A 22474-nucleotide genomic window follows, 5' to 3' on the forward strand; every position below is an offset into this window, starting at 1 on the left:
GGCCGGCAAAGAAAAGTAGGTGCTCCCCCGCACAGGGGGAAAGCTAATAAACCAATATCAAATCAAGGAAAGGCCAAAGAAGCCAGAACAGCGAAAGGCACTGCCGTAGGAAAAAACACAACCAGAAAGCGCCGCACAGGCAAAAAAGCCAAGACCAACGCCATACGCAAACAGCCATAAGAAGCGCCGCGCAGGCAAAAAAAGAAAATCAATCGTAACTAACAATCACCGTCACCCGCGTCTCCTTGACCACCACCGCCCTCTGCTTCGCAGATAGCGACAACGACAACACCCCCCCATCGCGGCCCACGCGATAATGCCCATCCCGCGCAGCGGCAAAAACACGCCCGGAGCCGTCGACAAACCGCGTAGCAACCGCATCATCACGCGCCGTCGCGCCGCCGTTCACCTGCAAGGCAACCTCAGCACCCGACGCCACCCCCGACGGTGCATTGAAAGTCACCGTCCCCGCTGAAGAAGCCACCCGCGCGAGCTGCGCGCCAGTCGCCCCGACACTCGCCCCCGCAGCCGACGCCGCCGAAATCTCGAACTGCGGCGCCACAATCGCTCCGGAGAAAGTGATCGTCCCGCCACTTGAACCCGTCGCCATAGTCGGCGCAGCAGACATTGTCGCCATCACGGCCACCACGGTCAGCGCTCCGAATCGCCCTGTTCTCGTTTTCATCAGCACCTCTCCTTACGCCGTCTCAAATCGCATCGCGCTGTCAATGCGCCGCCAGCGCCCCAAGGGTCGCCCAGCGCCACCGGACAGCGACCTCTCGCCTACCAACGGGATAACGGCACGGGCCGCAACGCCCTTGAACCCATCGCAGCGAAAAACCCTCCGCCGCGCCACCCGCGCCCGGCATCGAATAAAGAGGCGTCCCGCCCGTGCTAACATTCACCTTTCGATCGCGCCGTTTTCGCCTACATCCGGCGCTCATCCGAACCTCCCTCTTTATCTGCCGGCTATTCCGATGCGTTTTCCGATCTACCGTGCCTTCACCCGCTTGCGCCCCCGCCGCGCAACCGGTTGCGCACGCGCGAACGTATCGCCGCAGCGCGCCGGCCAGCCGACCCGAACGCTCCCGCTTCTCGCCGCCCGGCGCCCGATCTGAACGCTGCGCCCCTTCGCCGGAGCCACGTCGCCGGGCTCCGGGCCGATCTCATCCGCACGCTGTCCCCTTACATGCAGATCGAATTGGAGAACCCGTCATGAAAAAGACCAAAACCTGTTACCTGACCGAACTCGACGTCGCCCGTCTTGAAAAGCACGCCGCCGCACCCGGCGCCGACGCCAGGTTGCACGACATGCTCGGCGACGTGCTGGAACGCGCCGTCATCGTCGAGTCACGCGACATTCCGGCGAACGTCGTCACGATGAATTCGCAAGCCACGCTAGTCGACGAAACCAGCGGCGAGCACATGACCTGGACGGTCGTCTACCCGCCCGACGCGGACTTCGCGCATGGCCGCCTGAACGTGTTTTCACCGGCCGGCCTCGCCTTGCTCGGCGCCAAACGCGGCGATCGCATCCGCTTCACGCCGCCAAGCGGCACGGAAAAAGTGCTGAAGCTCGAAAAGATTCTGTTTCAGCCCGAAGCCGCCGACGATTTCACACGGTAAATCAATCAACCCGCGTCAACCAACCCGCGCGAACCCGAACGCGCTTTAGCGGCGCGCCGCTCTGTTGCACCGCATCATGTCTGACGACCCAATCAACTTAAGAATAGTGCACGGCTGAGCGGCGTTATATCCGCCATCCAAAATTTCTAGACGGGTTGCCAAGCAGCGTCCGGCCGGTGTATTGTGTGCGCTGCTAACGCGGGGGTCCTGCGTCGCACGGAGGTTGGAGGTCCGTGCTGCGTGGGTGAGAAATACCCTTTGAACCTGATCTGGATAATGCCAGCGCAGGGAAGCGTACGGAGTTCGCACCCAAGTCTACTGTTTCATCTCTCGCGAATTCCGACGACATTCATCTCGTCTCCTGCTTAGCGGCCCCACATTGTTTTGTATGGGACCAGAGTAAGACGCTAAAGCACCAACTCTGGTCGACCGCAACGAATTGCATGGGACCAGAGTAAGACGCTAAAGCGTCAACTCTGGTCGACCGCAACGAATTGCATGGGACCAGAGTAAGACGCTAAAGCGTCAACTCTGGTCGACACAGGAGATATGCATGAACGCCAATCCGAAGTTCCTTTCCGCCGACGCCCACGTCGATGCCGCCGCTGTCGCCCCGCTGCCAAATTCCCGCAAGGTCTACGTGACCGGCTCGCGACTCGATATCCGCGTGCCGATGCGCGAAATCTCCCAGGCCGATACGCCGGATAGCTTCGGCGGCGAGCAGAATCCGCCGGTCTTCGTCTACGACACGTCGGGCCCCTACTCGGATCCGGACGCGAAGATCGACATCCGCGCGGGTCTGCCGGCGCTGCGTCAGCGCTGGATCGAAGAACGCGGCGACACTGAAGCCCTCGATGGCCTCACGAGCCAGTACGGCCGCGAACGCGCCGCCGATCCGGCCACCGCCGAACTGCGCTTCCAGGGCTTGCACCGCACGCCGCGCCGCGCCGTCGCCGGCAAGAACGTCTCGCAGATGCACCACGCGAGGAAAGGCATCATCACGCCGGAAATGGAATACATCGCGATTCGCGAGAATCAGCAGCGCGCCGCGTATCTGGAAAGCCTGCGTACGAGCGGTCCGAACGGCGAAAAACTCGCGGCGATGATGGGCCGTCAGCATCCGGGCCAGGCGTTCGGCGCAAGCGCGTTCGGTCCGAACGGCCTCACGGAAATCACGCCGGAATTCGTGCGTGAAGAAGTGGCCCGCGGCCGCGCGATCATCCCGAACAACATCAACCACCCGGAAAGCGAGCCGATGATCATCGGCCGCAACTTCCTCGTGAAGGTGAATGCGAACATCGGCAACTCGGCGGTGACGTCGTCGATCGGCGAAGAAGTCGACAAGATGACGTGGGCGATCCGCTGGGGCGGCGACACGGTGATGGATCTGTCCACCGGCAAGCACATCCACGAAACGCGCGAGTGGATCATCCGCAATTCACCGGTGCCGATCGGCACGGTGCCGATCTATCAGGCGCTGGAAAAGGTCAACGGCAAGGCGGAAGACCTGACGTGGGAAATCTTCCGCGACACGCTGATCGAACAGGCCGAACAAGGCGTCGACTACTTCACGATCCACGCGGGCGTGCGTCTGCAATACGTGCCGCTGACCGCGAAGCGCATGACCGGCATCGTCTCGCGCGGCGGCTCGATCATGGCGAAGTGGTGTCTCGCGCATCACAAGGAAAGCTTCCTGTACGAGCACTTCGAAGACATCTGCGAAATCATGAAGGCGTATGACGTGGCCTTTTCGCTGGGCGACGGCCTGCGTCCCGGCTCGATCTACGATGCGAACGATGAAGCGCAACTCGGCGAGTTGAAGACGCTCGGCGAACTCACGCAGATCGCATGGAAGCACGACGTGCAGACGATGATCGAAGGCCCGGGCCACGTGCCGATGCAACTGATCAAGGAAAACATGGACCTGCAGCTGGAATGGTGCGACGAAGCGCCGTTCTATACGCTGGGACCGCTGACCACCGATATCGCCCCCGGTTACGACCACATCACGTCGGGCATTGGCGCGGCGATGATCGGCTGGTTCGGCACGGCCATGCTCTGCTACGTCACGCCGAAGGAGCACCTCGGCTTGCCGAACAAGGACGACGTGAAGACCGGCATCATCACCTACAAGCTCGCCGCGCATGCGGCCGACCTGGCGAAGGGCCATCCGGGCGCGCAGGTGCGTGACAATGCGCTCTCGAAGGCGCGTTTCGAATTCCGTTGGGAAGACCAGTTCAACCTCGGTCTCGATCCGGACAAGGCACGCGAATTCCACGACGAAACGCTGCCGAAGGATTCGGCCAAGGTCGCGCACTTCTGTTCGATGTGCGGCCCGCACTTCTGCTCGATGAAGATCACCCAGGACGTGCGCGAATTCGCAGCGCAACAAGGCGTCTCCGACGACGAAGCGCTGAAGAAAGGCATGGAAGTGAAGTCGATCGAGTTCATGAAGAAAGGCGCCGAGATTTATCAGCGGCAGTAAGGTTCGTAGGGCGGGCGCGTTTTGCGCGCCCGCTGCCGGGCCGCCTGAACTACCTGATCTGGAACTACTGCGTTGCAGCGTCGAAGCCCGCCACTGGCGGGCTTTTGCGTTTCTGCAGCGTTTCTGCGCGAGCGGGCACGCCGCATGCTGCTCCATCGGAAACATTTGATTACGAAACCGACAGTCCGCTGACAAGCGCACACATCTGGATACCGGCTGCGGCGATAAGATCAAATAAACGGACGGCGCAAGCGTGTCCTGTTCCGAATAACCACTGACCACTGGAGTAGGCATCATGAAATCGATCCGACAAATCGGTACGTTCGCGGCGATCGTCGCTGTCGTGGCGAGTCTTTCGGCGTGTGACGGCATGACTACGCGGCAACGCGATACCGCAATCGGCGCGGGTGTCGGCGGCGTGGCGGGTGCCGCGATCGGCGGCAATGCGCTATCGACTCTCGGCGGCGCAGCAGCCGGCGGCATTATCGGCAATCAGGTCGGCAAGTAAACGACTCGAAGCGAGCGACTCAAAGCGAGCCGCGCCCATAGCTGCGGCTCGCGAATGACTGAGGCGGCGGCACTTCACGTGCCGCGGCATGATGGCCCGCCGTTTCGGGCACGCTGTGCAATGACGTGAAATAAGCCGTTACGGTTTTGCAATCCTGCGCGGGCGACCGCGGCGTAAGCTCATGGCATGACACCCGGATGAGGGCGTCCGATGCAAACAGGAGCGCGTCATGAAGTCCCGCGTCATCAATACCCTCAGCGCGATGAGCCAGCGGCTCCCCCGCGGCGTACCGCGCATTTCACAAACAGGAATTGCGCTGACCGGCGCGCTTTCCATTCTCACGCTGTCTGGGTGCTATTACCCATACGGCTACTATCCGGACTATTACCCGTACTACGCTACCGTGCCAGCCGATGCGGCTCAGCGCGAAGTACCGGTTGGACCCGACGGTTCGACCGCACAACAACAGGCTCAATCTGCACAGCAGGCGCAAGCCGATTCGCAGTACGCGCCGCCGGCCTACGTGGTCGCCCAACCGCCACCCGTCTACGTCGCGCCGATCTACCCCGCCTACTATCCGCCGCCCGTGTATCCGGCTTACTACGGCTATCCCGGCTGGTATGGACCGTCCCTGTCGATCGGCTTCGGCTATTGGTGGGGTGGCCACGGGGGCGGCCACGGCCGCCATCACTGAAGCGCGCTTCGCCGGTAGTTTCCCTTCTTGACGCGCCGCGCCCGGGCTCTATGCTTGGGATTGCCACACGCAGTACCCGTTTAAATAAGCGCCCCGGCGCATTTCACACGCGCCGCCGACGCCCATCCGTCACACCAGAGCGACGCGCCCGGTAGTGCGTAGTCCCGCGTCGAGTTCGAATAACAACGAAGGAGACGCGATGTTTCACCAACTACTCACGCCCGTCGGCAATTCGCTACTGCCGTCGTTCCTCGTCGCCGCATTGCCGATCATCGTCGTGCTGCTGTTGCTAGGCTGGGCCCGCCGGCCGGCGTGGCAGGCATCGCTCGCCGGCCTGATCGTCGGCTTGATTGTGGCGATTTTCGTCTGGCAGTTCCCAGTCAAGCTCGCGGTCGATTCGGTGGTGGCGGGCGCGGTGTTCGCCTGCTGGCCGGTCATGTGGATCGTGTTCGCGGCGATCCTGCTCTACAACATCGCGCAGCGCTCGGGCCGCTTCGCGGCGTTCCGCATGTGGATGATCGACAACCTGCCGAACGACCGGCGCGTCGTGCTGGTGGTGGTCGGCTTTTCGTTCGGCGCGCTGCTCGAAGGCATCTCCGGCTTCGGCACGCCGGTCGCGATCACCAGTTCGCTGCTGATCCTGCTCGGTTTTCCGACGCTCGAGGCGCTCACCTTCACGCTGATCTTCAACACGGCGCCGGTCGCGTTCGGCGCGCTGGGGGTGCCGATCACGGTGCTCGGCGCGGTCACGCACCTGCCGGCCGACTCGCTCGCCAAGATGGTCGGCCGCCAGCTGCCGTTCTTCGCGCTCCTGCTGCCGTTCTACGTGATCGGCATGTATGCGGGCTTTCGCAACATGCTGCGCGTGTGGCCGGTGCTGCTGGTGTCGGGCGCGAGCTTCGCGCTGACGCAATTCGTCGCGTCGAACTACGTGAACTACAGCCTGACCGACGTGTTGTCGTCGCTGGTGTCGCTGATCGTGACGATCGCGTTCCTGCGCCTCTGGAAACCCGTCGCCGATCCGCAATTCGCCGTCAACATCGACCGCGTCGGCGAGGTGCGCGGCAAGATCGGCGGCGGCCAGGGCTGGTATCCGTGGATCATCGTGTCGGTGGTGGTGATCGTCTGGACCATCGCGAAGGTCTTTCTGATCGGCGACGTCAAGGTGCCGTGGCCGGGACTCGACAAGGCCGTCTTCATCACGCTGTACAACACGCCGTACAGCGCAGTGTGGGACTTCCAGCCGCTTGGCACCGGCACGGCGATTCTAGTGGCCGCCATCATCACGTCGTTCGTGGTGGGACTCGGCGCGCGCGAATTCGGCGCGGCGATCGTCGACACCTGGGTCCAGACGCGCATCGCCATCCTGACGGTGGCGACCATCGTGGGGCTTGCGTATCTGATGAACTACTCGGGCCTCAACTACACGCTCGGCCTGGGCGTCGCGTCGGTCGGACCGTTCTTTCCGCTGGTGTCAGCCTTCCTCGGCTGGGTCGCGGTGTTCCTGTCCGGCAGCGATACGTCGGGCAACGCACTGTTCGGCAATCTGCAGGTGGTAGCCGCCAACCAGCTGAACCTCAACCCGATCCTGATGGCGGCGACCAACTCGTCCGGCGGCGTAATGGGCAAAATGATCTCGCCGCAAAACATCTCGACAGGCGTAGCGACCACCGACCTCAAGGGCAAAGAAGGCGTCGTGTTCGCGAAGACCTTCAAGCATTCGATTCTGTTGACGGTGATACTCGGCGTGCTCGTCTGGCTGCAACAAAACGTCTTGCAAGGGATGATTCCGCACTGAATGCGGAGCGGGTTTATCGGCGGGCGCGCAATTCGGACGGTGCGCCCGTCTGGTGTTGGGCGCCATGTCTGCCCCGCTCACGGAGGCTTGCGCAACTGCTGCGCTGCCGCAATAAAATTCACGTGCGCCCACCGCCTGCCCCATCGCACCGGCTTCGCCGGCTGCATCGCGCCATTTTCATCGCAATTTTTCTCACATCAGCGTGAGAATTACTCGTTTTGCGAGCGCACCGGCAGCGCTTACGATCACGCTATCAGACGCCTCTCCTCTCCCGGATCTTGCCATTTCATTCCAGCCTGAAACGTTTCGGGCGATTGCGCTGCTACGATGCGCTGGCGTCCCGACTCAACCGCGCGCGGCGCCACCACAATGAATGCTAAAAACCTGTTGCAGTTGCTGATCCTTGCCGCCCTATGGGGCGCGTCGTTTCTGTTTATCCGCGTCGGCGTGACCGACTTCGGCGTCGCGCCGCTGATGGCGCTGCGTGTCGGCATCGGCGCGGCCTTCCTTGCGATCGTGCTGATCGCGCGACGGCCGCTGCGCCAGTCGGCCGCGACGCTGCGCACGCGGGCCTTTCCGCTGCTGGTGGTCGGCATCCTGAATTCGGCGGCGCCCTTCTGTCTCTTCGCCTATGCGGAGTTGACGCTGTCGGCCGGCGTCACCTCGGTGATCAATGCAACCACGCCGCTGTGGGGCGCGCTCGTCGGCTTCTTATGGCTGCGCGATCGCCTGAGCGCGCTGCGCACGCTAGGTCTCGTGATCGGCTTTCTCGGCGTATTGATGCTGGTGTGGGATCAGATTGCCGCGCCGAACGGCTCGGCCGCCACGCCGCTGACAACCGCGCTCGCGGCCGGCGCCGCGCTCGGCGCCACGCTGCTGTATGGCATCGCCGCCAATTACACGAAACGGCACCTGACCGGCGTCGACGCATTGACCGTCGCGACCGGCACGATGACCGGCGCCACCATCGTTTTGCTGCCGCTCGCCGTGATCTACTGGCCGGCCACGCCGATCTCGCTGCATGCGTGGGGCGCCGTGATCGCGCTGGGTGTCGCGTGCACCGGCGTCGCGTATATGCTGTTCTTCCATCTGATCGCGGTGGCCGGGCCGGCGCGTGCAATCACAGTGACCTTCGTGATTCCGATCTTCGGCATTCTGTGGGGCGCGCTGTTTCTCGGCGAAAGCGTGTCGCCCGGCATGCTGGAAGGCTGCGGCGTGATCCTGGTCGGCACCGCGCTCGCCACCGGGGTGATCAAACGGCTGCCGTGGCTCGGAACGCGCCGCGCCGACACCTGAACTCCGCTTGGGCGATGTCCTCGACATCGCCACCTCACACGCAGCAGCTGCGAGGCCTTGCTTCAAGCGCCAGAACCGCCTTTAAACCGCCTTGATTCAAGGCACCGGCCATTTCGTACGCTGCGACGTATGCCGCATCCGCAGGCCGGTCGGCCGCCACGGTTCCCACAGCGCCAAAGCGGCTCCGCACACGAGCGCGAGGACGAGCCAGCTCGCAGCCCAGATCCAGTAAGGGATCACGTCGAACATGGCCAACTCCCGCAGGTATCCGCGTTGATTTCGCGTTGGTATCCGGTTGGTACCGGTGTTCCTGCGCGGAAGCAAAACGCGTGCGCAGCAACGAACACCGCCGTGCTCAATAGCGAGAAATAGCGAGAGGCATAAAAAAAACCCGCCCGATTTGCATTCCGGGCGGGTTTTCAGACTGCGTTTCTGCGTACTACGACTTCATTCAGCGCAGCTGGTCGACCATCAGACTCATGATCTGCCTGGCCGGCGCGCTCTGGTCGATCTGGCCGTTTTCGTCGACCACGGCCACACGCGTCTGGTCCGGCGTCACCGCGCGCACGTTCACGCGATACTGCTTGGCGACCTTTTCTTTCTTGCCGTGAAATACCTGGCTCCAGAAGCCCTGCTCGGCCGAGCTCATATCCTTCGGATCGACGTAGCGCACGAAGTACAGCCCCCGGTTGAGGTCGCGATCGTCGACGGTGAAGTTGCTGCGATCGAGCGCAAGGCCCACGCGCAGCCACGCACGGTCATACGGCTCGCCGAGCGTCAATTCGGTGGAGGAGAACTGCGCCGCGGTATTCGCCGAGTCTGCGTCCGGCAACGGCTGCTGCGCCGACAGCGCGACGTTTTGAGCCGCGGTGGCCGCAGCCGCCGACTTAGCCCCCGCCGTGGCCGCATTCGGCGCGGTTTGCGCGCCGGCCGGCGACAGCTCGCCGCTTCGCGTATCGCCCGACCCGGTGCGCGAATCGGCGAGCGCCAGCGCCGCCATCAGGCGCTTCAAATATTCCTGTTCGAGGCCGGGATCGTTCGGCTTCGGTTCCCACTTGCTCGAATCGTTGTTCGGGCCGGTGAGCGCTTCGCGCAAGCCTTTCTGGCTGATGAACACGTAAGTGCCGCCGTTCGGCGCCGCTTCGAGACGCGTACGGTATTTGTTACGCTCCGAGCTCACGTAGCTGTTGCCCATCGCCTTCGACAGCGTGCTGCGGATCAGGCCGTCGTTGATCTGCGCGTGAGTTTCGTTCCAGTCGGTTTCCATCACGCCCTTGTCGCGCTGGTCGACCACCAGCAGGAAGCCCTGTTCCTGCCAGAAGCGGCGGATCTGCGCCCACGCCTGGTCGGGCGCCTTGTTGTCGATCACCAGCCAGCTTTCGGTGCCGTCACGCTGGATATGCATGCCAGTGACGGGCGGCACGACGGTTACGCTGTTGGCGACCGGCGCTTGCGCCTGCACCTGCTTGAGCGTGGACAACGAGGTTTCGCCGCCTTGCGGGGGCAACGAACGCTGATCGGACGTCTCATCGATCATGTTCGGCGGTACGGCGAGTGACACCTGCTTCGATTTCGAGTCGCTCTTGTAGTCGATTTTGGTCGGCGACGACGTGCCGCAGCCGGCGACCAGCCCGCCTGCCATCAGCATTACTGCAAACCGCTTGGTAAGACGAAGATCAGTCATGTTCGGGGAATCCTTCCGCTACGCCACGGCAAGTTTCCGTGGATCAACCCAACATTTTACCGATCCCGGCGACACATGTGCAAAAAGAGGGGTTTGCCCGCGAATTGGATACTGTGCGACTAGCGAAATGCACGCGCTAATGGCTTGCCGGCAAGCCGCCAGACCGCCCGGGCCGGTGACCTCGCCGGTACCCCGGAACGGCCGGCGCCGGGCGTTGCCGGGTGGTTCGTTTGCTGCTCTTCTGCTGCCATCTCTGCCATCTCTGCCATCCCTGCCATCCCTGCCATCCCTGCCATCTCTGCTATCTCCTCCTCCGCCTCCTCTCCTGCTTCATCAAGCAGCGAAATTTAACAGTTCACAACACTTCCCGCTTGACTGTCAGGCATCCCCTACAAATTCGTCAGATCATTGTTTTGAAAGACTTTTCCCGTCCTCTCGGCGCATCTATTTTGAGATTACGGAAAACGGTGCCTGTCCCGTCCTACAAAGGTCAAGAATCCTCAGTGCTATCTTGAATTGGCCATCCTGATAAAAATCCGCGGACCACCTGCGGAGCACAAAGCCATGCCAAATCCTTTTTTCCGGCCCACCGTCACCGCCTCGACGCTGCTGCTTGTTCTGCTACTCGGCGGAGCCGATGCGCGCGCCGAACTGGGCGGCACGATGCCCGGCCAGGCAGATCCAGCGGCTGCATGGAGCGCGCCGCAAACCCTGCTGAACGGCGCGCTGCGCATGCGCACGCTGACCGATACGGGCAATACCACGGTCACCGAATACGCGTCGAGCACTGGCCAGATCGTCGCTTACACCTGGCAGGGTCCGACCATGCCCGATCTGCGCGCGCTACTGGGAAAGTACGCCGACTCCTACCGCGCGGGCGCCGCCTTGACGGCGGGCGGCAACCTGCACACCTCGCGGGTGGTCCGTCCGGACGTGATCGTTGAATCCGGCGGGCCGATGCGCGGCTATGCCGGACGCGCGTGGCTGCCGGCAGCCCTGCCGGCCGGCGTCACACCCGACGACTTCCGCTGACCAGCAAACTCGACAGAGAGACGCCAGAAAGAGACGTCACGAGGATGCCATGAAGACCTCCGTTCATCTCCACGCCTTGCCCCTGATTTGCGCCGCACTAGCGGGTTGCGGCGGCGGTGGCAGCACCCAGGCCGCCTCGACCGCGGCCAACCCGGCCAACCCTGCCAGCGCCGCGAGCGCACCGGCTGCCGCGGATCCTGCCTCGCCTGGATCCGGAACAGCCGTAGCCGGCCCATCCATCTCCGTGCCGCAGTCGACCACACCCAACGTCCAGCCGATCACGGTCAGCGCCGCGCCGGGCCTGACGCGCAATATGCTGACGACCAGCGTCACCGTCTGCCAGCCCGGCACCGGCAATTGCGCGACGATCGACAACATTCAGGTCGATACCGGCTCGCACGGCTTGCGGATCCTCGCGTCGGCGCTGCCGGCCAGCGTGCAGCTCGCCGCTGTCGCGTCGGGCAGCGGCATCGTCGGCGAGTGCGCTGTGTTCGGCGGCGGTTACGCGTGGGGCTCGGTGCGCAGTGCTGATGTCCGCATGGCGGGTCAGCTGGCCGCCTCGATCCCGATCCAGCTGATCGCCGACTCCGCGCTGCCGAGCGTGCCGACTGACTGCGCAGGCTCAGGACCGGCGATGCTGACGACGAACAGCCTGCGCGCCAACGGCATTCTCGGCGTCGGCCTGTTCGCGGCCGACTGCGGCAGCGGCTGCGTCGATGCGGCGTTGCCGCGCTGGTACTACCGCTGCGACGCCGGCGGCGCCTGTATCGCCAGCACGCAAGCCCTTGCGCAGCAAGTCGCCAATCCGGTCAGCCGCTTCGCGCTGGACAACAACGGCGTCATCATCGACCTGCCGGCGATCGCCGACAGCGGCGCGGCCAGCGTGTCGGGTTCGATGATCTTCGGCATCGGCACCCAGGCGAACAACACGCTCGGCGGCGCAACCGTCGTCAAGGCGAATCCGCAGACGGGCTATGTGCGCACCGCCAGCGCCGGCCAGACTTATTCACAAAGCTATGTCGACAGCGGCTCGAACGGGCTGTTTTTCGCCAGCACCCAGTTTCCGCAATGCGGCTACTGGTACTGCCCGAGTTCGACGCAAACAGCGAGCGCCGCGATGATGGGCACCGACGGCGCGTCGAGCACGGTGTCGTTTGCGGTCGGCAATTCGCGCGCGCTGTTCGCTTCGTCGAATGACGCGTTCAACGATCTGGCCGGGATTGCCAGCAACAGCTTCGGCTGGGGCCTGCCGTTCTTTTTCGGACGGCGCGTCTACACGGCGATCGCGGCGCGCGTCACGTCGGCCGGGCCTGGTCCCTTTTACGCGTTCTGAGCTCAGGACGACGGACATGCGGAATTCGCCGGCGCAGAAAATTCTCAAAATCGTTGCGCTGACAAATTTGACGCATAGCGGCTGCGATAATCGGCGATTCCGGCTAACTTCTTCTCGATTTAGTTAGCCATGCATATCTTAAAATATTCAAACGATGGAATTCACCTTTGCGCTCGACCGCTTCGAGCAACTCGTCTATACGCAACAGTATGCACAGGCCTCGGCCCAGCTGATCGCCGGGCTGGCGCTTCTTCAGGGTAAGCGCGGCGAGCTGGACGGCAGCTTCAGCGCTTCAGGCATGATCGACCTGCTTCCCCACGAGCAACGCAAGCGCTTCTGCACGCGTCTCGCGAGCGCGGTTTCCACGTTGTTCGCCGACCCGGATTTCCAGCCGTCTGCCGAGTGCGTCAGATTGCTTCTCACGCTGCATGAATGGATGGGCCTGCTGTTCTCCACCACAGCGTTCGGCAACACCGACCATGTCGCCTGCCATCTGAATCCCCGTGGTCAGGCGGACACACAGTTTCTGCCCGGGGACAGCTTTATCGAGAAGCTGTGCGTGCTCTATTCGACCGAATCCGAACTGGAACTCGACTTCGCCGCGCTCTGGGCGTACGACAAAACCATTGCCGCCTGCCTCGCCCTCGTCTTGCTGGCGCCGGTCTTCAAGGGTTCGGCGAGCGCGCACGGCAAGCGCGAAGCACTACTGGAATGGCTGCCGGGCAAGCTGCAACAAATCGACGACCTCGACGCCCTGCCAACCGCCTTGCTGCACAACGCATACATGTTCTGCAGCTACGCCGACACGCCGCAGCGGCATGCGATCAAACGGGACATCAATGTGCTGGTGCGCCGCAAGCTGACGCAACTGGGCCTGACCGACCTGCCCGCGCCGAAGCAGACGCCTGCCGGGGCGCGCGCGCGGCGCGGCAAGAAGCCGCTGATGGTCGTCGTGCTGGAGTGGTTCAGCGGCGCGCACTCGATCTATCGCACGCACTCGCGCACGCTCGAAGCGGCGCGCGAGCATTTCGAGGTGGTGGGCTTCGGCTTCGGCTATGCGCTCGACGACGCCGGGCGGGCGGTCTTCGACCGCTTCATCGAGCTCGAGCAGCCGGACTATGTCGGCGAATGCCTGAAAACGATTCGCGACTTTGCCGAGGCCGAACAGCCGGACGTGCTGTATATGCCCAGCGTCGGGATGTTCGTGCTGACGGTGTTCATGTCGAACCTGCGCGTTGCACCGTTGCAGATCGCGGGGCTCGGCCACCCCGCCACCACGCACTCCGACAAGATCGACTACATCAGCGTGGAGGAAGACTATGTCGGCGATCCCGCCTGCTTCAGCGAACGCCTGATGAAACTGCCGAAGGACGGCCAGCCATATCGGGCATCGCTTGCGCTGCCCGATATCGTCGCGCGGACGCCGGCGCGGCGCGACACGCTCCAGGTGATCGTGACCGCCAGCGCGATGAAGCTCACCCCCGGCTTTCTCGATGCTTGCCGCGAGATCGGCACGCGCGCCGCAACGTCCATCGAGTTTCACTTCATGACCGGCGTGCCCTCCGGTCTGCCGTTCGACCGGATCCGCGACGTTGTCGAACGCGCGCTGCCGGGCGCCGTCGTGCATGGTTTTCACGATTACGCAGCCTATCTGGCGCGCGTCAATCAGTCCGATCTGTTCCTCAGCCCGTTTCCGTTCGGCAATACCAACGGTATCGTCGATGCGCTCACGCTTGGCTTGCCCGGTGTCTGCAAGCGCGGGCCGGAAGTGTTCGAGCGGATCGACGGCGCGCTATTCGAGCGCGTGGGCATGCCGTCGTGGACCACCGCCGGCAGCGTCGAGGCTTACATCGCCGCGGCCGTGCGGATGATCGACGAGCATGATGAACGCACCGCGTTGCGCCGGCGCCTGATCGATACGCGGGCCGTGGAGCGCTGCTTCGAAGGACAGCCGCAGGCGTTCGGCGAAAGCGTGCTGAAACTGGTGCGCGAAAACAAAAGCCGCCGTGTGGAGGCGGCGGCTTGAGGTTTATCCGGAACTGGTCAGATCCGGCCGTGCTCGCTGAGCACTGAACTGAGCACTGAACTGCGCAATAAGCTGAGCACTGCGCGAAACACCAGGAGCAGCATTGAGCGCGGCGGGAAGCACTATTCGGCAGCTTCGCTGGCGCCTTCATCAGACGGCGTAGCCAGCGAAGCCGGCGCCAGCCAGCTGAATACGCTCAGCGCCGAACCGTGGAACGTGCACTCGGCGGCCGCCGCCTTGACGACCTTCTTCGGCTTGGCGGGTTTGAGCGAGACCGCTTCGGCCCCGGAGGGGGAAGCCGCCGACGCGGCAACGCTCGCCGATGCCCCCGCAACACCCGAAGCACCGGAAACAGCAGCCGCCGCAGAAGCCGCTAGCGCGCCCGACGACGCCGCGTGAGGCGCATGCGCCACCTGTGCGGTGGAAGCGGTGGAAGCGGTGGAAGCGGTGGAAGCGGTGGAAGCGGTGGAAGCGGCCGCAGTCGCGGACGCTGCCGAGGCTGCCGCGACTTCCGAAGCCGTCATCACATGCTCGATCGCCCCTTCGACGACCACCCGCGAGCCGTCGATGCCGGCGCCCGTATGGGCGATCTTCAGCGTATCCGACGACGTTTCAGCCAGCTTGCTTCGCATCAACTGCTCGCACGCATCCGAGTTCTTGTAGACGGCCGTGCAGGCGGCCAGCAGCGCGGCAGCGGTCGTGACGCAGGCGATAGAGAGAATCCGAATCTTCATTGATGTTCCGTTTTTCAGGCCGTCGGCAATTGTAGCTTACGGGCTCGCCGACCGGCACCGGCACCGGCGCGGGACAGCAGGGCACTGCGCAGGGATTGGGTTCGGCATCTGAAGCATATCGTTATAGCGATTCCCGATTTCTTTCCGGCCCGAACGCGTCCGATAATGAGGATCATGAACGCCCACTCCACTCCCCAAACCCGCATGCGGCGTCGCACGCTCACGGCATTGAGCGCCGCGCTGCTGCTGGCAGCATGCGCCGCACCGACAGCATCGCCGTCTTCAGCCGCGCCCGATCCTGTTTCGCTCGACGCAGCTATTGCCGGGCCGCAGCGCAGCGACGCCGCCCGCGCACGCGACGTGTACCGTCATCCGAAGGAAACGCTGCAATTCTTCGGGGTCGCGCCGTCGCAGAGCGTGCTCGAAATCGCGCCGGGCGGCGGCTGGTACACGGACATCCTCGCGCCCTATCTGCGCGACCACGGCAAGCTATACGAAGCGCAATACGACAGCCCGCTCGCGTCGGCGGCGCAGGAAGAACAGGCGGGACGGGCGGCGTTCGCGCGCAAGCTGGCGGCCACGCCCGCCGTCTACGGCAACGTGGTGGTCGGCACGCTGCGCGCGGGCCAGTTCAGCGGGTTTCCGGCGGATGGCAGCGTCGATCAGGTGCTGACGTTCCGCAATATCCACAACTGGATCAAGGACGGCCAGATCGACGCGAATCTGCGCGCCTTCTACGCGGCGCTGAAGCCGGGCGGCATCCTCGGCGTCGAAGAGCATCGCGCGGCGCCAGGCACCTCGTTGCAGCAGACCATCGACACCGGCTACGTGACCGAAACCTACGTGATCGAACATGCGCGCGCGGCGGGCTTCGAATTGCTCGGCAAGAGCGAAGTAAACAGCAATCCGCGCGACACCAAAAATTACCCGGACGGCGTGTGGTCGCTGCCGCCCACGTACGAGGGCAGCGACGTCGATCGGGCGAAATACGCGGCGATCGGCGAATCGGATCGCATGACCTTGCGGTTCGTGAAACCGAAGTAACGGGCGATCTGGCTCGGCGCTTGACGCGATCCCAATAATGTGGTCCTATTGCGCACTATGTACCGCGCCCAGACCCTCCTATCGCTACTACTAGCCCGCTCTACCGGGCTAGGTCTGCTGCTGCGCGCTTCCATCTGAAACACCCGAAGCACCGCTCAATTTCCCAGTAACTGACCCAGCCCCGGTTCCAGACCGGCGGCTATGCTTTTGTCTTTTCGTCGTCCGGTCGACTACCAGCTTGTCGAAACCCAGGATGACGAAAATGTTGAAAAACCCTGCTCTCAAATATCGATCGTTCAAACCCGTCAATTTGACGGACCGCCAGTGGCCGTCGCGCACCATCACGCGCCCGCCAATCTGGATGAGCACCGACCTGCGCGACGGCAACCAGTCCCTGTTCGAGCCGATGAACGCAGAGCGCAAAATGCGCATGTTCAAGACGCTGGTGCAGATCGGTTTCAAGGAAATCGAAGTTGCGTTTCCGTCGGCCTCGCAGACCGACTTCAATTTCGTGCGCGAACTGATTGAAGGCGGCCATATTCCCGACGACGTCACCATCGAAGTCTTGACGCAGGCGCGCGACGATCTGATCGAACGCACTTTCGAATCGCTGCGTGGCGTGCCGCGCGCCATCGTTCACCTGTACAACGCGACTGCGCCTGAGTTCCGGCGCATCGTGTTCGGCCTGGAAATGAGCGGCGTGAAGACGCTTGCGCAAGATGCCGCGCGCACCATGAAGCGTCTCGCCGATGCCACGCCTGAAACGCACTTCACGTTCCAATACAGCCCGGAAGTGTTCAGCGGCACCGAGCTCGAATTCGCGAAGGAAGTATGCGATGCGGTATTCGATATCTGGCAGCCGACGCCTGAGCACAAAGCGATCGTCAACTTGCCCGCGACCGTGGAAATGTCGACGCCGAATGTGTACGCGGATCAGATCGAATGGATGCACCGCAATCTCGCGCGACGGGATTCGCTGATCGTGTCCGTCCATCCGCATAACGACCGCGGTACCGCGGTGGCCGCCGCCGAGCTCGCGGTGATGGCCGGCGCCGATCGTATCGAAGGATGCCTGTTCGGCAATGGCGAGCGGACCGGCAACGTGGACCTCGTGACGCTCGCATTGAATCTGTACACGCAGGGTGTCGATCCTGGTCTCGACTTTTCGAACATCAACGAAGTCGCGCGCACCGCCGAGGAATGCACGCAGTTGCCGGTGCATCCGCGTCATCCGTATGTCGGCGATCTGGTGTTCACCGCGTTCTCCGGCTCGCATCAGGACGCCATCAAGAAGGGCTTTACTGCCCAACAACCCGATACGATCTGGGAAGTGCCTTATCTGCCGATCGATCCCAGCGATCTTGGGCGAACCTACGATTCGGTCATTCGCGTAAATAGCCAGTCCGGCAAGGGCGGCATCGCGTACCTGCTCGAGCAGGGTTACGGGGTCGTGTTGCCGCGGCGCCTGCAGGTCGATTTCAGCTCCGCCGTGCAACGCTATACCGACGACAGTGGGCAGGAAGTCACGCCCTCACAGATTTGGGAGCTGTTCCAGCAGGAGTATGTTCGGAACGATTCGCCCGTGCGGTATGTCGGGCATAGTCTGTCCGAGCGCGGCGATCGTGAACATATCAAGCTCTCGGTCGAGATCGATGGCTCGCGGCGCGTCTTGAGCGGTGAAGGGAACGGTCCTCTCGATGCGTTGATGCATGCGATGGGTGTGCCTGTGCGAATTCAGCACTATGAAGAGCGGGCTTTGGGTCAGGGTGCCGATGCTCGGGCTATCGCCGTTGCTGAGATGGCTGGTGCCGATGTCGCGGGTAGCGCGTTTGGGGTTGGGGTCGATGCAAATCTGGTGACCGCTTCTATTCGGGCGGTTATTAGCGGAGTCAATCGTGCGTACACACGGTGTGATGCTGCTGCGCGGGAGCGGTTTTTCGAAGTGGCTTTGAATGGGGAAGTTGCTCAGGAAGCGGTTTGATCCAGCGGTCTTTGTTCTGATGGGGGGCGTTTCGACGCCCCCCTTTACCCTATCGGGTCCACTCGTCCGGCAAGCTGTGCGTGAGCGTCGAAACGAAACGCGCCGTTTCCTCTTCACGCGGACTCATGAAGACATCGCGCGACGCTCCCGCCTCCACCACGACGCCGTTATTCAGGAACACCACGTCGCGCGCAATCGTCGCGGCGAGCCGCAGGTCGTGTGTCGCCATCAGCATCGTCATGCCTTCCCTGGCGAGTTGCTTGAGTACCTCCACCACTTCCGCAGCGAGGCCGGGGTCCAGAGCCGAGGTCGGCTCGTCGCACAACAGCACTTCCGGCGACGGCGCCAACGCTCGCGCAATCGCCACGCGTTGCTGCTGTCCGCCAGACAGCGTCGCGGGCCACACGTCCGCTTTGTGCGCGATGCCGACCTTCTCCAGCAATTCGTCCGCCCGTGCATGGGCTTTTTCCTTGTCCCACTTCAGCACGGTCAACAGGCCTTCCATCACGTTCTGCCGCACGGTCAGGTGCGGAAACAGCTGGAAGTTCTGAAACACCATGCCGGTGCGGCGGCGGATCGTCAGCACCGCCTCGCGCGATGGCTTGTACTCGCGGCTGAATTCGAGCCGCTGATCGCCGAGCTCGAGCGTGCCGGCCTCGGGAATTTCCAGCAGATTCACGCAGCGCAGCAGCGTGCTCTTGCCACTGCCCGATGGGCCGATCAACGCGGTGACGTTGCCCTGCGCCAGATGCAAGTCCACCGAATTGAGCACCCGGTGGCCGCTGAAATACTTGTCGATTTTCTCCAGCCGGATCATCAGTTGCCTGCCTGGAAAAGTGCGTGACGGCCGAACTTGCGCTCGAGCCTGACTTGCGCCGACGACAACACCGAACTGAACACCAGATAAACCAGTGCCGCCTCGGTATAGAGAATCAGCGGTTCATAGGTCACCGACGCAATCCGCTGCGCGGCCTGGAAGACTTCGGGCACGGTCAGCACGGCGGCTAACGAAGTGTCCTTCACCAGCGCAATGAACGAATTCGACAACGGCGGCAGCGCAACCCGCGCCGCTTGCGGCAGGATTGCGCGACGCAGCGCCTGCGCACGCGTCATCCCCATCGAATACGCCGCCTCCCACTGCCCTTTCGGAATCGATTCGATCACGCCGCGAATCACTTCGGAGTTGTACGCGCCGACGTTCAGCGAAAAACCGATGATCGCCGCCGTCAGCGGATCGAGCACGATGCCTACGTTGGGCAGTCCGTAGAAGATCACGAACAGCTGTACCAGCAGCGGCGAGCCGCGAAACAGCCATACGTAGAAGCGCACGATCGCCACCGCCGACGGCGGTCCGAACAGCCGGACCAGCGCGATGATGAACGCGAGCGCAAGCCCGATCGCGAACGATGCCAGCGTGAGCGGCACGGTGAACACGAGCCCCGCGTACAGCAGGGGCCACAGCGACTGCGCCATCAGATGCAACCAGGCCGGCATGATTCAGACTCGCACGTGACGCTTATTGGGAAACGTCTTTGCCGAAGTACTTCTGCGAGATCTTCCCGTAGGTGCCGTCTTTCCTGATGTCGGCGAGCGCCTTGTTGATCGCCGCCTGCAACTCCGGATTGCCCTTGCGAATGAGCACGGCGGACTTGTCGCTGCTGTCGGAGGACGTATCGAGCGCGGCGATCTTCACCTTCGCGTCCGGCTTGTGCTTCTTGAAGTCGAGGAACGACAGCGAATCGTTGACGGTCGCCTCCACCCGGCCCGAGGTCAGCAGATCGATCGATTCGTTAAAGCCCTGCACGGGGACCACTTCCGCACCGTGCGCCGCCGCGATCTTGCCGAAGTTGCTGGTCAGCGTATTGGCCGACTTCTTGCCCTTCAGGTCGTCGAAGGTCTTGATCGTGTTGTTGTCCGAGCGCACGATCAGCGCCGCGTGCGACGTGATGTACGGGTCCGAGAAATCGTACTTGGCCTTGCGCGCGTCGGTCACCGCGACTTCGTTGATCACCGCGTCGTAGCGGTTCACGTCGAGGCCGGCGATCAGGCCGTCCCACTTGCCTTCGACGAACTCCGGCTTGACGCCGAGACGCTGCGCGATCGCCGTGCCGATCTCCACGTCGAAGCCGGTCAGCTTGCCGGATTCATCGTGATACGTGAACGGCGCATAGGTGCCCTCGGTGCCGATCTTGAACACGCCGGCGGATTTGATCTGCGCGAGTTCGTCGGCGGCGAATGCAGAGCTCACGCTCACCGCTTGCAGCAGCGCAATCAGCAGAATGGAACGAATCGACTTCATCTGGTGGCTCCGTAAAGTTTGCTATGTCGGTTGCGTGGTCTTGTGTACGGCTCTTCCCGCCGGCCATCGAGCCCGGCGGACTGTAGCAAACGGTCCGTGTTTTTACAAAGGATCAGGTTTCCGATCAATATGCGCTTGGGTGCCAAGCGGACAGCCAAGGCATCTGATGCGGCGTGGAAATCGACTTTACAACAGATGAGACAGGTGCGGCATGCATCGCAACACGGACACGTGCCGGGCGCCATCGGGGAAAACGCGAGAGGCGTGCCGCCGCGGCGAACGCGCGGCGTTGAAAACCGGGCGGCGCGAGAGGCCGCCCGCCTGATTGCAAACCGCTTACCGTTCCACCGGCTGCGGCTCCTTAAGCTTGTTGGCCACCCGGATCGCATCGAAGTAAGCCGGATTCGGCGGCCGCTTCAGATAACGCCCAGCGCCGCGCACCGCCCGCAACTCGCCATCGGTCCACGCCAGCGCGCCGCGCGTCAGCGTATGCATCGCCACGCCCTGCACCGTCATCCCTTCGAACACATTGAAGTCGACCTTCTGGTGATGCGTATTCACCGAAATGGTTTTGCTCGCCGCCGGATCCCACACCACCAGATCGGCATCCGCGCCGACCTGTACCGCGCCTTTACGCGGATACAGATTGAAGATCTGCGCGGCGTTGGTCGAGGTGATACGCACGAATTCGTTCGGCGTGAGACGCCCCGAGTTCACGCCGTGATGCCAGAGCACCGCCATCCGGTCTTCGACGCCGCCACAACCGTTCGGGATCTTCGTGAAGTCCTCGCGGCCCATTGCCTTCTGCGACGCGCAGAACACGCAGTGGTCGGTCGCCGTGGTGTGCAACTGCCCCGCTTGCAGGCCGCGCCACAATGCCTCGCGATGCTCGGCGGAACGGAACGGCGGGCTCATCACGTGCGCCGCCGCCCGGGTCCAGTCGGGATCGCGATACACCGCTTCGTCGACCACCAGGTGGCCCGGCAGCACTTCGCCGAATACGCGCAGGCCTTCACTGCGGGCTCGCGCGATGGCATCGACCGCGTCCTTGGCCGATACGTGGACGATATACACCGGCACGCCCAGCACTTGCGCGATACGGATCGCGCGATTGGCCGCCTCGCCTTCCACTTCCGGCGGCCGGGACAACGGATGCGCCTCCGGACCTTTAAAGCCTTTCGCCAGCAACTGACGCTGCAACTGGAACACCAGTTCGCCGTTTTCCGCATGAACGGTGGGCAGCGCGCCGAGCTCGAGCGAACGCGAGAAGCTGTTCACCAGCACTTCGTCGTCGGCCATGATCGCGTTCTTGTAGGCCATGAAGTGCTTGAAGCTCGACACGCCGTGTTCGTGCACCAGCGTGCCCATGTCGCGATAGACCGAGTCGTCCCACCACGTTACCGCCACATGAAAGCCGTAATCCGCCGAGGCTTTTTCAGCCCAGCCGCGCCATTCCCTGAAGGCGTCCATCAACGGTTGCTTCGGGCTCGGAATCACGAAATCGATGATGCTGGTCGTGCCGCCGGATAAGCCCGCCGCCGTGCCGGTATAGAAATCGTCGCTGGCCGTGGTGCCCATGAACGGCAATTCCATATGCGTGTGCGGATCGATGCCGCCGGGCATCACGTACTGCCCGCCTGCATCGACGATCGTGGCGCCCGCCGGCGCCTCCAGGTCCGCGCCGATTTGCAGGATCGTGCCGCCGTCTTGCGGGTCCGCACACAACACGTCCGCACGATAGGTGCGCTCCGCGTCGATGACTGTGCCGCCGCGAATCAGGGTCGTCATGTTGCCGCCTCCTTATCAACTACTGGTTTCGGTGTTACGTATTTCATCTGCTTCATGAGTCTGCTTCATGGGCCTGCTTCATGGGCCTGCTTCGTGGGCCTGCTTCGTGGGCCTGCTTCATGGGCCTGCTTCATAGGCCTGCTTCA

The 22474-nt window shown here is 63.1% G+C and carries 20 protein-coding genes and 1 riboswitch; of the genes, 12 read left to right on the forward strand and 8 right to left on the reverse strand.

Translation table 11 applies throughout. The annotated features are described in order from the left end of the window. Positions 1–180, forward strand: a 180-nt coding sequence (locus AC3WLT_RS12155) for a hypothetical protein (RefSeq protein ID WP_492592000.1), incomplete at its 5' end; no start/stop codon positions are given. A gap of 28 nt (positions 181–208) precedes the next feature. Here the strand turns inward: AC3WLT_RS12155 and AC3WLT_RS12160 are convergent. Continuing rightward, complete coding sequence (locus AC3WLT_RS12160) at positions 209–685, reverse strand: hypothetical protein (RefSeq protein ID WP_492592001.1); 477 nt, start codon at positions 683–685, stop codon at positions 209–211. A 530-nt stretch (positions 686–1215) separates the two neighbouring features. Between AC3WLT_RS12160 and AC3WLT_RS12165 the strand changes: the two genes are divergently transcribed. The 6 genes from AC3WLT_RS12165 to AC3WLT_RS12190 all read left to right on the forward strand — a co-directional run bounded on the left by AC3WLT_RS12165 (position 1216) and on the right by AC3WLT_RS12190 (position 8407). Continuing rightward, positions 1216–1626, forward strand: a complete 411-nt coding sequence (locus AC3WLT_RS12165; RefSeq protein WP_492592002.1) for a GreA/GreB family elongation factor — start codon at positions 1216–1218, stop codon at positions 1624–1626. A 190-nt stretch (positions 1627–1816) separates the two neighbouring features. Next, a riboswitch (TPP riboswitch) is annotated at positions 1817–1935 on the forward strand. A 244-nt stretch (positions 1936–2179) separates the two neighbouring features. Then, positions 2180–4111 carry a phosphomethylpyrimidine synthase ThiC gene (gene thiC, locus AC3WLT_RS12170; RefSeq protein WP_492592003.1) on the forward strand — a complete coding sequence of 644 codons (1932 nt, stop codon included), beginning with the start codon at positions 2180–2182 and terminating at the stop codon, positions 4109–4111. A gap of 295 nt (positions 4112–4406) precedes the next feature. Then, positions 4407–4619: a YMGG-like glycine zipper-containing protein gene (locus AC3WLT_RS12175; protein WP_115105211.1), complete on the forward strand. Its 213-nt coding sequence runs from the start codon at positions 4407–4409 to the stop codon at positions 4617–4619. A 229-nt stretch (positions 4620–4848) separates the two neighbouring features. Then, positions 4849–5313, forward strand: a complete 465-nt coding sequence (locus AC3WLT_RS12180; RefSeq protein ID WP_492592004.1) for a hypothetical protein — start codon at positions 4849–4851, stop codon at positions 5311–5313. A 199-nt stretch (positions 5314–5512) separates the two neighbouring features. Next, the gene (locus tag AC3WLT_RS12185; protein WP_492592005.1) at positions 5513–7111 is read left to right on the forward strand and encodes an L-lactate permease; all 1599 of its coding nucleotides are present in this window, start codon (positions 5513–5515) and stop codon (positions 7109–7111) included. 369 nt (positions 7112–7480) lie between these two features. Continuing rightward, positions 7481–8407: a DMT family transporter gene (locus tag AC3WLT_RS12190; protein ID WP_492592006.1), complete on the forward strand. Its 927-nt coding sequence runs from the start codon at positions 7481–7483 to the stop codon at positions 8405–8407. Positions 8408–8503: 96 nt separating this feature from the next. Here the strand turns inward: AC3WLT_RS12190 and AC3WLT_RS12195 are convergent, their stop codons facing one another. Beyond that, a complete protein-coding gene (locus AC3WLT_RS12195) occupies positions 8504–8656 on the reverse strand; it encodes a hypothetical protein (protein WP_492592007.1) in 153 nt (50 codons plus the stop codon). Positions 8657–8858: 202 nt separating this feature from the next. After that, the gene (gene bamC, locus AC3WLT_RS12200) at positions 8859–10091 is read right to left on the reverse strand and encodes an NlpB/DapX family lipoprotein (protein ID WP_492592008.1); all 1233 of its coding nucleotides are present in this window, start codon (positions 10089–10091) and stop codon (positions 8859–8861) included. A gap of 564 nt (positions 10092–10655) precedes the next feature. Here bamC and AC3WLT_RS12205 point away from each other — a divergent pair. The 3 genes from AC3WLT_RS12205 to AC3WLT_RS12215 all read left to right on the forward strand — a co-directional run bounded on the left by AC3WLT_RS12205 (position 10656) and on the right by AC3WLT_RS12215 (position 14482). Further along, positions 10656–11123 carry a DUF2844 domain-containing protein gene (locus AC3WLT_RS12205; RefSeq protein ID WP_492592009.1) on the forward strand — a complete coding sequence of 156 codons (468 nt, stop codon included), beginning with the start codon at positions 10656–10658 and terminating at the stop codon, positions 11121–11123. A 49-nt stretch (positions 11124–11172) separates the two neighbouring features. After that, complete coding sequence (locus AC3WLT_RS12210; RefSeq protein WP_492592010.1) at positions 11173–12456, forward strand: DUF3443 domain-containing protein; 1284 nt, start codon at positions 11173–11175, stop codon at positions 12454–12456. Between the two features lie 154 nt (positions 12457–12610). Further along, on the forward strand, positions 12611–14482 hold the full coding sequence (locus tag AC3WLT_RS12215; RefSeq protein WP_492592011.1) for a glycosyl transferase family 1: 1872 nt from the start codon (positions 12611–12613) through the stop codon (positions 14480–14482). A gap of 122 nt (positions 14483–14604) precedes the next feature. Here the strand turns inward: AC3WLT_RS12215 and AC3WLT_RS12220 are convergent, their stop codons facing one another. Continuing rightward, the gene (locus AC3WLT_RS12220; RefSeq protein WP_492592012.1) at positions 14605–15216 is read right to left on the reverse strand and encodes a hypothetical protein; all 612 of its coding nucleotides are present in this window, start codon (positions 15214–15216) and stop codon (positions 14605–14607) included. 174 nt (positions 15217–15390) lie between these two features. On the opposite strand from AC3WLT_RS12220, the gene AC3WLT_RS12225 reads away from it, so the two are divergent. Then, positions 15391–16260, forward strand: a complete 870-nt coding sequence (locus tag AC3WLT_RS12225) for a class I SAM-dependent methyltransferase (protein ID WP_492592013.1) — start codon at positions 15391–15393, stop codon at positions 16258–16260. 262 nt (positions 16261–16522) lie between these two features. Then, positions 16523–18241 (forward strand): 2-isopropylmalate synthase, encoded by a 1719-nt coding sequence (gene leuA / locus AC3WLT_RS12230; protein WP_492592014.1) that lies wholly within the window; start codon positions 16523–16525, stop codon positions 18239–18241. A gap of 49 nt (positions 18242–18290) precedes the next feature. Here leuA and AC3WLT_RS12235 read toward each other — a convergent pair whose 3' ends face one another. From AC3WLT_RS12235 to hydA, 4 genes are all read right to left on the reverse strand, one after another. After that, on the reverse strand, positions 18291–19058 hold the full coding sequence (locus AC3WLT_RS12235) for an amino acid ABC transporter ATP-binding protein (RefSeq protein WP_492592015.1): 768 nt from the start codon (positions 19056–19058) through the stop codon (positions 18291–18293). Next, positions 19058–19735, reverse strand: coding sequence for an amino acid ABC transporter permease (locus AC3WLT_RS12240; protein WP_492592016.1), 678 nt, complete (start codon positions 19733–19735; stop codon positions 19058–19060). The genes AC3WLT_RS12235 and AC3WLT_RS12240 overlap by 1 nt, the downstream gene beginning before the upstream one ends. Positions 19736–19757: 22 nt before the next feature. Continuing rightward, positions 19758–20540, reverse strand: coding sequence for an amino acid ABC transporter substrate-binding protein (locus AC3WLT_RS12245; RefSeq protein WP_492592017.1), 783 nt, complete (start codon positions 20538–20540; stop codon positions 19758–19760). Between the two features lie 336 nt (positions 20541–20876). Continuing rightward, positions 20877–22328 carry a dihydropyrimidinase gene (gene hydA / locus AC3WLT_RS12250; RefSeq protein WP_492592018.1) on the reverse strand — a complete coding sequence of 484 codons (1452 nt, stop codon included), beginning with the start codon at positions 22326–22328 and terminating at the stop codon, positions 20877–20879. Between the last annotated feature and the right edge of the window lie 146 nt (positions 22329–22474).

This window comes from Paraburkholderia sp. FW306-2-2C-D06C, from assembly GCF_058781505.1.